This is a genomic window from Acaryochloris thomasi RCC1774 (assembly GCF_003231495.1).
GTDB lineage: Bacteria > Cyanobacteriota > Cyanobacteriia > Thermosynechococcales > Thermosynechococcaceae > RCC1774.
Genome location: NZ_PQWO01000037.1, coordinates 17,212 through 29,021, shown reverse-complemented (window position 1 = coordinate 29,021; position 11,810 = coordinate 17,212). Strand labels below are relative to the sequence as shown.

Here is an 11,810-nt window from a genome sequence, read left to right as displayed (position 1 = left end):
ATTGCGGGCACCCAGAATCAAACCAGACCCAAGCAGTAGAATTCCGAAGAGACCACTGCCGACGACCACCTTTCTGCGGCCCAGCTTCTGCCAAATCAATGTGAGTCGTTCATTTGATAGGACGGTCGAACAGATCCCTTGGACTTGCCCCAAAGGCCATGAAGGGGTTTTTTGGTTCCAGCTATTCGTGGGTACATGCTCGACGAGGGGTGTTTCGCACATATAACAAAAGTGCCGATCGTCTCGGGTCAAGGATTTATCCGACCCGCAGTTAGGGCATTTTTTAAGGGAGCTAAGTAATTGATTCACCATCTTTTAGCCTCTAACGCTGCCAGTCGCGAAATCGAACTTCGCTAATGCCCTGTGGATAGTTCTCACAGTACTTTCCACAGGTAAACGAACGATAATCTCGCATCCGTTGGGTGATCGTGTTGCCGGGAGGGTAGTTTGCCAGGAATTCATCATTAGACTGAGTTTCGGCGATCACAGCACCGCTGATAAAGGTCGCGGGGAAAATCAACAACAGGCCAATAAAGCGAGGAAACACAGCATAATCTCCAAAATCAGTACGGGTAAAAAGAATAAGCGGGAGATGTGCGGGGGTGTCGCATCCCCCGTAACGACCGATCGCGACTGTTGTAGTTCAATGCGATCGGAAAGCTGGATTGTGAGGCTATCAGGGGGAACTGCCTCTAGGATCAATAGAGCAACACGAGAAAATCTACCGGCAAGACTAGAGCCAGGAGAACCCCGGACCTCCTGCAGCCCAACCGTAGCTGACGGCAGCTCGGAGTTCGATGACTGAGCAATGGGTCGTAACTGGAAAACAGTGGAAAACAGGCGTGTAGCTGCTGCTAACAACAATTGGGGTGCCCTGCGTAAGATCGCAACCTGGGGCTTTGACGATCGGCTGTTGACCTTAGAGTGCTGTAGCTTGCAAAGAAGCGGTGTGATTGCAACGCTGGCTGAACGCGAGATCTTCCGCAGGACTTGCGGCCACCGGCACTCTTTGGAGGTGAGATCGTTCTGGGGTGTACGATGCGATCGTTTGGGGCGGACAGTGGCTGTTGTTAGGCGCAGCTTCGGAGTACGGCGCGTCAGCAAGCGGCGGAGCGATCGGCGGGGTGGGGTGCAGACTTGGGCGGGGAATAGGGCCTGCAGGAAACAAGGAAAGTACTTCTGATAGTAATTGCTAGCAGTCTGCCTGGAGAACCCGAAACGCTCACCAAGATCCTTATAAGAGTGACCGAGCAAACGCCAGACAATCAGCTTGCGGATCTGTTTGGGGAAGTTGCGGAGTGCCCCCCAGATATCACGGCGTTTTTGCCGGAGTTCCGTTAATCGCTCCTGACGCTCTAATTGTTCCAGGGGGAGTGGCTGATGACTAAGCTCCAGCTCCTCAACGGGTTTGTCACTACGGTGTTTAGTGTAGGTGACAACCTTCGCCATCAATTTCTGTATCTCGTACAGGACCTTAGTGTACGCGTAGGTGCTTAGGCGAAAACCCAGAGTGGGGTCAAACCCATCAATGGCTTTATTCAGGCCAATGATGGCGGCATCGAACCCCTCGTCAAAATCCAGGTGAAGGTAGCATTCACAAAGGTTTTTCGTTTGCTCCACCGCAAAACGAAGGTTATGCCGGAGCAAACGATTCCGCGCACGAACATCACTTGACTGCGCTTTAATCACAAGTAACAGTTCCTCATCTGCAGACAAAAGCCTGTGCTGCAGATGAGGCTTTAGATTGGCGGGGATAGCAGCAAAAGTCATCGCTCTAGCCCTGCGCGGGTGGACGACCGCAGACTGCAGCCGCGATGGAAACGGGTAACATAGAGATCTCCATGCGTGTGAATACATGTGACGGAGGCCACCCCACTACCGCTTGCTTTCCACGGCTGATCGGTAGTGGGGATGTTATTTGACTAATTTAGTTGGTCTATCGCCTCTTTATACAGTTGTGTGGCAAACAAGGTAACCGCGAATTAATGGCCGACAAGCAGAACGCTGCAAGCTTTTGGTCGCAGAAAAAGCATATAGGGGTCATTAATGAAATGGACTTGTAAATACATCGCTATAGTAGCATGGTGTTACTCCAGAGTGTCACCTAAGTCCATTCAGAGTGCTATGTACGTTACAAGATGCAAGAATAACTTCTGTACAAATGCAAATGAAACCAGTGCCAGCAAAGAGGCCACGAGTAACAACCTATTTGTCTGATTATTACTACAGGCGTTTTGCATGGTTAGGACAAAAGCTTGGAAAATCGGATAGTGAGCTTGCAAGAGATGCCATTGAGTCAAAGCTACGCGAAACTGAATCATTGGAACTACTAGAGGATATGCCAGAGAACTGGAATCCGAAAGGCGATGAATAAGCTACAGCCAAAACAAAACATAGGCTCTAGCTGAGCCAAGCAAAACCAATACAAAAACCTTTGAATCAATCATCGTGGCAATGAAAGGTGAGATCTTCGTTCGATGGACCAACGAGCGAGTCATCTCAGAGACCGTGGACATCGGCCTTTCGGATAACTCCAATCATCCAGACGATAAAGACGAAACCTAGAATTCCGCTTTTATTTAGTTCAAAATATCCTCCCTAGCAAAAATAGTAGAGGCAGTTTGTAGAACCTGATTGTCCCTGGCGACATCATATGCCAGTATGTGAGAAAGAAACAACACATGCCGCACATTTCTTAAACAACTAGCGCGAATCATGGCTCCTGTTGATATTAAAGATGCTCTACAGCTAACCAACACGTATCTATTCGACAGTGGCGATACACCTCTGAACGAGGATGAGAAAGCTGTCCTCAGGGGTACATGGCAAAAGGAAACCTTTAAGCAAATTGCAGAGAAGCTCGACGATGTAGACGCTGATCACTTACGCACTTGCGTTGGTCGTAGGCTATGGCTAAGGCTGGCAGTTGCGTTGAATGTTAAGGAGGTTACCAAGCATACATACAGAAAGCTGATTGAAGAAAAGATTATTCAGGACTCGGCATCGAAGTCGGATGAAAACAGCACTGAATACAGATTTGATAAATCAGATGGATTCTCCGTTCTCATAGGGCAACCACCAAGCGTCAATTCCTTCGTGGGTCGTGGTCCAGAAATAGCGATGCTTTCAGCCGCGATCAAGGAAAATCAATGTATCAGCTTGATCGGCGCACCTGGGATAGGAAAAAGTGCCCTGGCATCCAAAGTTAGCCAAATGTGCCCTAAATTACCTGAGCAATTTAAGTTTGAAGCCTGCATCTGGAAGTCGCTTAACTACGGACCATCACTGACAGAACTTCTAGCCGAATTAGTCTCCCTATTTGGCATAACAGTATCTGACAAGGATATTCCGCAACTTACGAATGATTTATTGCAATGCTTGCGCAAGCATAGATTGCTGATTGTCTTTGACTCGGTAGAGGCATTAATGAAAGAGGCAAGCCGAAGCAATCCCTGGGGACATCACACCGAATATCGTTCCTTCGTCCACAGAATCATTGAGGAACAACACAGAAGCTGCTTCATATTTTGCAGTCAGGAGCCGATTCGTGAAGTGAAATCCCTACAGAACAATGGGTTCGCAGCACGGTCATTCAAGATAGAGGGGCTAGGGAAAGATGCCATTGAGCTGCTAAAGCACACTGGCCTTAAAAATGAATCAGTCTGGAAGCAACTCATCGCAGACTATCAAGGAAATCCATATGCCCTATTGGAGGTGGCTGAAAAAATCAATGATTTTTTTGGAGGAGATGCCTCTGAGTTCTTGGAACTCAATACCATTCGCGTTGATGATCCATTTACAGAAACACTCCTTGATCAAATCTGCCGATCTAGCTATCTAGAACAAGACGTGCTTGCAAACTTAGCTAAGATGAGTCCAAAATCCATTGACTTCAAAGAGCTGTGCGGCATCTTTAGCAACCACTCAAGATCAGATCTGATGACCGCAGTCACCAGATTGGAGAGCAGATCGTTGATCAATAAATCATCGGATCAGCCTTTTCAACTGTCTATCAGCAAAATCGTAAAAAAACTCGTTATGCTAAACGCAAAATCGACAGTCAGCCAAAGTGACTCGATACCTTTGACCGCATAAGGTTTCAATGCCTTGACTTATTGCATCAATCCCAAATGTCTTGCGAGAACGAATAGCGACACACTTGATACGTGTGAAAGCTGTGGTACTTCACTAATCCTGAATGAACGCTTTCGGTTAATCGCACCATTAGAGACTGGACAGCCAAGAGAGCACTCACAAGTATTTTTGAGCGACGATCTCTCGAAACCTGACTGCAAAAAAGTATTGAAAGCGGTGTGGGAAATCAGCAGGTTTGGAACCTTCAAAAACATTGAGTTACTGCAACGAGAGTCTAGAGTCTTACCCATATTGGCCCACCCAGGCATTCCTAAAGCAGAATTTGACAACTACTTTGAGGTAGTGACCCCGCAGGGGGACACCCTACATTGCATGGTCATGGAGTATGTTGAAGGACAGACCTTACTCGATTGGCTCCGCGAACACCAGCCCATCTCAGATGAAGTCGCACTTAATTGGCTACAACAACTGGCTCAAATCTTACATATCTTGCATTCAATAGGTGTTATCCATCGAGACCTAAAGCCTGACAATATATTGCTCAAAGCAACGGGTGAACTAGTCCTCATCGACTATGGGGCGATTCGAGAAATAACCAACACCTATTTATCAAAACTGAGCATAGACCTCAGCGAGATGGGAACAGATAGCACAGACTTTGAAATCACCAGGATTTACACTCACGGCTATGCACCACCAGAGCAGATAAAGGGGCGGGCGATCGCAAGCTCTGACTTCTTTGCACTCGGGAGAACTATTGTTCACATGGTGACTGGCATTCATCCAATGTACCTACCAGAAGAGGATGAAACAGCAAAACTGATCTGGCGAGATAAAGCCCCTCAAATATCACAGACACTGGCCGACTATATCGACAAACTTTTAGAGCGCAACCCTCGAAAACGGCCCACAAACACAGAGGACTTAATTCACGATCTCACCCAGTCGGTACCAAAAGCTAGAGAAAGACATCGTTACTTCGGATCTAAGTGGGCAAGATTACTGATAGTAATACTGGCGATAGTTTCCGCTGGCACTGGGGTGCGTATAGGACAACTAAAGTGGTCTGAAGCACTCGTGAAAGAAGGAGAGCGGTATTTAAAGGAGTTCAGATACGAAAGCGCACAGAATAAATTTGATTTAGCAATTAAAATCAATCCCGATAATCACCTCGCATATAATTTCATAGCCACGACTTGCTTTCAATCACAGGATTTTGCATGTGCGCGTGAGAATTACCAAAAGTCTTTTGAAAAAGGGCCTCCAGAATCAAGATGGCTAAACTACGCAAATATTGGCCGCGTATACGATGAGGGAAGCAAATTCTCAGAAGCCCGGCAGTATTACGAGCTATCGATAAAGGAAAGTAAAGGGAAAGAAGCCTACCCCATTAACAACTTAGCAAGATTAGATCTATTGGAGGGTAAAGCACCAGACGCAAGAAAGCGATTGATGCCGCTAATGGAGCAACAAATAGATCCGCTTGAAATGAGTTCCGTCTTCAAGAACATGGGCTGGGCAGAACTCCAGCTAAAGAATTTCGAAGCAGCGCAGATCTATCTGGAAAATTCCATTAGCATTCAATCAGAATTACTGGAAAGATATCGAAAAAGAGTTGTTTCCCCCGCAGATGCCCACTGTTTACTCCTCAAGGTGCAAAAGAAGCTAAATAACTTTGACAAAGAAACCTATCGTGCCTGTTTACTGTTCGATAGCGATACACCAGAAGGCGTTGAGTGGAAGCTAGAGTACATTGATCAACTTAACGCCAAGATAGATTCTGATATACTACCATCAGCAAAAATTGCGATTTTGGCAACATGAATTCAAAGGTGACTTGCATTAGCGGGGGAACAATTACCGCTGTGATTTTACTAGCTCAAGCTATCGAAGCACCAAAGTCTTTAGCTCAATGTAGACACTCCACGGCAGTTGCAGAAGTACTAACGACAGGCGATTCAGTCCACGAAAAGGGCACTCTGCTTTGCAAGACAGACATCATCACACCTATCAACAATCGTCTCGTGACGATTTCTTGCAATGGCACTGGTCGCATTATCTATAACGCCAGAGGGCAAGTCTCAAGCTTGTGTGAACCGGCTCAACGAGAAGATATACAGAAGTGGAGCACAGATAGAGAGGGAGCAAAGCTAAATACCAGAGGAAGCCAGCAGGCTGCAGGAAGGCTACAGCGGCCCTTCGGGAATACCTTATTAGGCCGTCTGCCACGCTTTGAGTGGGAGCCAGTTCCAAACGCATCAACCTACGAAATCGTAGTCAGTGGTCACAATTTCAAATGGCAGTCAACTGTCAAGGGAACGGCGCTAGAGTATCCGGCATCTGCGCCTCCTCTGACACCTGGAAGAATATACAAGACAACGGTGCTGGCAATCTCCGAAGATAAGGAAATCAGTTTTGTCGCAGCAAGTTATTCCGTCGTAGCTCCTGATGAAGCAAGTCGAATCAGATCGGCTAATCAGCAGTTAGAAACATTAGGGCTTTCGCTGTCGGAAACAGCAATAAAACGAGACCGGCTATATATGTCACACAACCTTCTTAACGAATCGATTGAAAGTCTGGAGCTTGCCGTGAAGCAAGGGGCTAATAGAAGAGTAAAACAATTACTGTCTCAACGATACCAAGACGCAGGCTTTCCTAAGCTAGGAAAGATGCTGTTTTCTCGCAATGCCGACAAGATTACAGCCAGCTACCAACCAAAATAAATCCGGCCCAGTAATAAGGGTGGCTATACCGTGGAAGCCGCTTAATTCCCTGCTGTGCCTGCTGAAGTGCTTCGGCTTTCGACAGCCCTTCCCGTAGACCGTCGTAGAAAAGATTCATTAATAGTGTAGTTGCTCCACTATCGACCTTCCAAAGGGAAGCCACGGTACTTCGAGCGCCCGCCCTGACGGATAGACCAGCCAGTCCCAACGAGGACTGGGGATCGCCTTTGGCCGTCTGACAGGCACTGAGGACTAGCAACTCAATTGAGTTTTGCGATAGGTCTTGTCGTTCCAATGCCGACTGAAAGTATTGCCCACCGAGCGTCGAGTCCCACGCATAGATGAAATTTTGCTTTGGATTAGAGCTGAACTGGCCGTGAGAGGCAATATGCACAACCGGATAACTCCCAAGCGATTGATCCAACTTTTCAAGTGTGAACTGCTCGTCGAGCAAAGACACCGATTTATTAGCAATGGAGGCAATCTGCGTCACCTCGACCTGCACCTCCGGCAGTGGCTTCAAACTGGGATCCGCTGACGACTTCATACTAGGACTTTTACTAGAGATACCGGCTATGAGCACCTTCAGAGAATCAGCATCTAGTTGTCGAGGAGGAAGAAGATGATCTTGAAGAATTGTCGCAGGGGCATAGGCATCGATCAGGAAATCTTGACCTCGATTCAGTAAGGCGATTGGAACACCCTGCAAGCTTGAATCCAATACAAAATTGACAGTAGAGCCTTCTGATAGATGCTCTTCCAATGGCTCGAATAGCTGCTCATACAGAATCCTAGTATTCAGATACAGCGACGCATTGACGTTGCTGTCAAATCGTGAGGTCTGTATGGTGTCCTGGTAGTTTTGTAGGTCAGTAACACTTGCTCGAACCACTTGAGCCTCAGGCTGATGTCGAACATAAGTCCCATCCTTTTTGCGTAAGATAACCTCATAACGATCTCCTAAATCAAGAATGTAGACGGTAGAAGGCGCATCTTTGATAGAAGCAATGGAAATATTGCTCAAGCGACCGCAGCGCAGGTAATTTTCTAGCTCAGCAGTTTGCAGTTGGCTATATACCTCCAATGCAGGCTCAACACTATTAACTTCAACACTATCGAGAAGTAGATGCATATACTCCCGATAGACTGGCGCGACTTCCGAAGCAAAAGAAAACTGTAACTCTGAATCGACCGCTAACAAGTCATTACGAACATGCTCCAGGGACTGCACAGACATGCGATAGTGAGCCAGAGCTTCATCGCGTTGACCATCGGCAGCTAGACTTTTAGCCATCATCCACTGCCATCGGTATACGCTATCCCAAGCATTAATAGACTGAGCTTGGTTGATGGCACTGCGAAAAAAAGATTGAGCTTCAGATGGCTGATCACTGCGCTCATAAATCTGCCCCAAAAGACCAAGCGCAAAAGATTGACCTCTTATATTCTCTAGCTCTCTAGAATCCTGAAGAGAGTCTTTTGCTAGAGCATAGATCGACTGCAATGCAACGGGCGAACTATGATTCTCTAGCTGCAACTCAGCCCATCGTATTCTTCCATAGATCGCTTCGCTTCTAGGTAAATCGTCAAAGGATGAATGGCTCAAAGAGGACGAAATACTTGTGTAAGTCTCTCGTTTTCGACGCTGAAGACTTAAAAGTGGAGAGCTTTGACTAACACTTCGACTCCAGGTACCTATAGCTGAATACAACTCGACCCAGCTCAGCCTAGCTTTAAGAGAAATGCTGGGATCTGAAGTACGTGCAAGCCTCTCATAAAGGGACAGAGCAACCTGAGCATATTGCGCTGATTCTCTCTGAAGTTGTTTTTGCTGCAATGGGCTATCATCCCTTGCTGCGCGGTTTTGATTCCGGAGAAAGAAAAACTTTTCTAGATTAGCTTTAGCAAATACTAGTAGCAACTCAGAGTCAGAGTCATCTTGAGGTGATTCAAGCATCTCCTCAGCTCGTTGAATAGCCCGCCCCGATGCCTCTAAATTACCCAGTGCAGACAAGTAAAAACCAAGATTTGTCAATGCTCTTGTATGCAACCGTTCTGAAGTGAGAGCCAGTAAATCTGCATTGAAAGCATCCGCGTGAGTTTTATTTCCTGATAAGCCAGTAGAACAAATCTCCACTACGCTGAAATTAAGTGCTGCGATCATTGTCTTGCAGGCTTTCAGATTTTGTCCAAGTGAATGGTGCAACTCACTCTGTGCAATGCGCGTCCGCAGAACCCCTGAGCGATCTCCCATTGAGGAGTACTTGGCTAAAGCTTCGTTCAGCAAAAGAGAGGCTTGCCAGGGGTAGCCTTGCCCAAGACGACTTAAAGCAGATTCATAGAGCGCTTGAGGAGCTGCAGACTGAGCAGGCTGACAAAAAGCCTGTTGTGCTGTCAAAGCAAGTGATAAAGCAGCGCACAGCAACACATTTAGTCTAGTCATGAATTTGAGGCCGAAGATGGCAAACATGATGAACTAACCAGAACACTTCGCTCTTCGGACACCTGTGCTTCAACAACAAAAGCTAGAGTACCGTCAGATCGCCTATGAAAACCAGACGGCTCAACCAAAAATACTTTCTTACCCGACTCTTCATCAACGATAAACGGGGCAGACAACGACAACTGTGGCTCTGCAGCTTTCTTCGAAGCAATAGGTAGCGTCTGAGAGAAGTTTCCTGGCTGAGCAGCAAGCCCGCCAGAGCTTTGCATTGAGAAAGATGACTGACCACTAGAAGAACCAGGTGAACACGCTAGATTGACAGTGTTAGTTCTTGGCTGTTGAATTTCAACTTGATCTACAAGGACGGGCCTATTCTCAACATCAATTTCAACTTGACCGTCAACACCAAAATCAGAAGTTGCTGAAATACGGCTCTGATTATCAGGGAAAAGTCCTTGAGTTGATATAGTGATTTGCCCACCAGTCCCCTGTTCTGCATTTGCGAGAATGTCGCTGTTTGAAAGCGTAATTAAGTCTGACTGGATCCTAATATTACCACCTGAACCAGCCCCCAAAGATGAAGCTGTAAACTGACTCTGATTCGACAGAATCAGTGGGCCATCAATGCTTAAATTAATGTTACCTCCATTATCATTAGCAGCTATAGCCGTAACGCGCCCTTTATTCGAGATAAAAGCATCAGAATTAATAAATATATCTCCACCCAAACCAGAGCCTTGATTAAAGGAACTCACTGTACCAAAATTATCTAAACTAATCGAGGGCGAAGTAATATCTACGATCCCTGCATCACCAGTAGGTGGAGATGGCAAATTCAAAGGATCCGCAATAAATCCTGGTAACGCAGAAGCAGATGCAACAATAGCTGAATCAAATCTAGTTCCATCGAAAGGATCTATCCTAAAACCTGATACAGATAAACTTTCTTGAGCATTAATATTCAAATCCCCCCCCGAACCAGCACCAAAAGTAGTAGATGCAATCACGGCACCATCAAAGATATTTAGGCGTTTAGTACTTAGATTAATATCAGCCGAGCTTCCTGTAGACAAAGAAGAAGAGATAAGAAAACTACCAATAGATGAAGTGGGTGACAATCCATCAATTTGAGTAGTATCGGCAACAATGATTGTAACAGGCTCGTTTGAATTACTAGATAAATTCAGAGCCGAAAGTATTCCAGAGTCACGAATAAATAAATTATTTGCACTAAGTTCGATGCTACCGGCAGACGCTGAATCAAAGCTAGAAGATCCAATTACAGAAGAATTAGACAAGGGATTAATTAGAGAGTCCCCTTGAATTAATACATCTTCCTGAATATCATATCTTGACCTACCTCCCAAGGCAGAATTCCTTGCAAAGGTCTGTATAGACGCTCCCTGAAGAATAGATAAATTACCTGCATATACTTCAATATCGGCACCGCGGCCACTAATAGCGTCAGAAATAATCCCAGCACCAAACTCAACCGGAACCGCAGATTGATTTAAGTTTGCATCAAAGCTTGAAGCATCAATTAAAAAATCACCAGAAACATCAAATCTCAAAGTACCACCACTTCCGCTCCCAGTATAACTATTATATATAAATGAATTTCCCAGAATCTGTAAGTTTCCCGCCTTAATTGAGACAAAGCTTCTAGAGGATCCAGAAGTATCAATCAAGGATGACTCATCCAATACAATTGGAGCATATATATTTTTTTTATCTTCTCCAGAGAACGATATATTACGCGAGGGGCCAAATCCATCAGCTGGAATTTGGCCTTGCTGAATACTAATTAACAAAATAGTCGCAGCAGGAGCAACAATTTTACCCCCACTTAATTCAATACCATTTGCGAACAATGAAATAGTCTGTCCTGGTAAAACAGACAAGCCTGAATCGACATCTCCTAGACCAGTAGCTGGACTCGTAGGTGTCTGCTGTTCAAGTTCATGGCCAGTACCATTAATGACAATGCCACCGGAGGTGCCGAGAAACTGAAGCTTCGCTAAGTCACCTGAGCTAAGATTGAGTAACACATTAGACTGCACAGGGTCTTCAATCGACAAGCTTTCACCATCAGTGAATAAAAGCTTGTTTGCTGTGGATGCTAGAAAGTCTCCACCAATATCCAGCATCGCACGACGATCGAGCAAGATACCATTAGGATTGAAAAAGGATATATCTGCCTTACCATTAGCAGTGATACCTCCATTAATACTCGAAGAAGTATTCCCTGTAACAATACTAAAAATAGTATTAATATTACGACTGTTCCTAAATACGGCCTGCTGTTCTTCGTTAAGATTGAATTTATCAAAAAAATGAAATAGATTGCTTCCTGAATTTTTCCCTCCATCTATGATATACCTCCTACCCTTTGAGTTTCCCTGAACATCGACAACTGTTGATGATGGTCCAGAAGGAACAACCTGAGCCTTAGCCAAACTGGAGGCATTTAGACTAATGAAAAAAGCATTAAGGAAAAGAGGTGTTAATCTAATATATTTCATGAACTTTCAGAACGAAGAAAGATAGAC

The 11,810-nt window shown here is 45.5% G+C and carries 8 protein-coding genes and 1 pseudogene; 4 read left to right on the top strand and 5 right to left on the bottom strand.

Going from position 1 to position 11,810, the window contains the following annotated elements; all coding sequences use genetic code 11:
• The 3 genes from C1752_RS28740 to C1752_RS26355 all read right to left on the bottom strand — a co-directional run.
• The coding region (locus tag C1752_RS28740) for a hypothetical protein (protein ID WP_158535234.1) at nt 1-312 on the bottom strand (312 nt) is incomplete at its 3' end.
• A 10-nt stretch (nt 313-322) separates the two neighbouring features.
• The gene (locus C1752_RS26360; protein ID WP_146242455.1) at nt 323-547 is read right to left on the bottom strand and encodes a hypothetical protein; all 225 of its coding nucleotides are present in this window, start codon (nt 545-547) and stop codon (nt 323-325) included.
• Nucleotides 517-1,770 (bottom strand): sigma-70 family RNA polymerase sigma factor, encoded by a 1,254-nt coding sequence (locus C1752_RS26355; RefSeq protein ID WP_158535233.1) that lies wholly within the window; start codon nt 1,768-1,770, stop codon nt 517-519. Before C1752_RS26355 ends, C1752_RS26360 begins: the two co-directional genes overlap by 31 nt.
• A gap of 945 nt (nt 1,771-2,715) precedes the next feature.
• Between C1752_RS26355 and C1752_RS26345 the strand changes: the two genes are divergently transcribed.
• The 4 genes and pseudogenes from C1752_RS26345 (at nt 2,716) to C1752_RS26335 (ending at nt 6,818) form a co-directional block, all read left to right on the top strand.
• Nucleotides 2,716-4,095: a helix-turn-helix domain-containing protein gene (locus C1752_RS26345; RefSeq protein WP_110989024.1), complete on the top strand. Its 1,380-nt coding sequence runs from the start codon at nt 2,716-2,718 to the stop codon at nt 4,093-4,095.
• A gap of 12 nt (nt 4,096-4,107) precedes the next feature.
• Nucleotides 4,108-4,179 (top strand): annotated as a pseudogene (locus C1752_RS30510) (4-Cys prefix domain-containing protein); the annotation flags it as partial.
• A gap of 84 nt (nt 4,180-4,263) precedes the next feature.
• The gene (locus tag C1752_RS26340; protein WP_158535232.1) at nt 4,264-5,919 is read left to right on the top strand and encodes a serine/threonine-protein kinase; all 1,656 of its coding nucleotides are present in this window, start codon (nt 4,264-4,266) and stop codon (nt 5,917-5,919) included.
• On the top strand, nt 5,916-6,818 hold the full coding sequence (locus C1752_RS26335; protein ID WP_110989022.1) for a hypothetical protein: 903 nt from the start codon (nt 5,916-5,918) through the stop codon (nt 6,816-6,818). Before C1752_RS26340 ends, C1752_RS26335 begins: the two co-directional genes overlap by 4 nt.
• On the opposite strand, the gene C1752_RS26330 is transcribed toward C1752_RS26335, so the two are convergent.
• Nucleotides 6,793-9,261 carry a CHAT domain-containing protein gene (locus tag C1752_RS26330; protein ID WP_158535231.1) on the bottom strand — a complete coding sequence of 823 codons (2,469 nt, stop codon included), beginning with the start codon at nt 9,259-9,261 and terminating at the stop codon, nt 6,793-6,795. The two genes, C1752_RS26335 and C1752_RS26330, sit on opposite strands and share 26 nt — an antisense overlap.
• Complete coding sequence (locus C1752_RS26325) at nt 9,258-11,783, bottom strand: two-partner secretion domain-containing protein (RefSeq protein WP_110989020.1); 2,526 nt, start codon at nt 11,781-11,783, stop codon at nt 9,258-9,260. The genes C1752_RS26330 and C1752_RS26325 overlap by 4 nt, the downstream gene beginning before the upstream one ends.
• Nucleotides 11,784-11,810: the final 27 nt, after the last annotated feature.

Bases quoted from the DNA above. Each gene is read 5' to 3' on its own strand.
- C1752_RS26345 (WP_110989024.1), top strand. From the start codon at position 2,716: ATGGCTCCTGTTGATATTAAAGATGCTCTACAGCTAACCAACACGTAT.
- C1752_RS26335 (WP_110989022.1), top strand. From the start codon at position 5,916: ATGAATTCAAAGGTGACTTGCATTAGCGGGGGAACAATTACCGCTGTG.
- C1752_RS26325 (WP_110989020.1), bottom strand. From the start codon at position 11,783: ATGAAATATATTAGATTAACACCTCTTTTCCTTAATGCTTTTTTCATT.
- C1752_RS26330 (WP_158535231.1), bottom strand. From the start codon at position 9,261: ATGACTAGACTAAATGTGTTGCTGTGCGCTGCTTTATCACTTGCTTTG.
- C1752_RS26355 (WP_158535233.1), bottom strand. From the start codon at position 1,770: ATGACTTTTGCTGCTATCCCCGCCAATCTAAAGCCTCATCTGCAGCAC.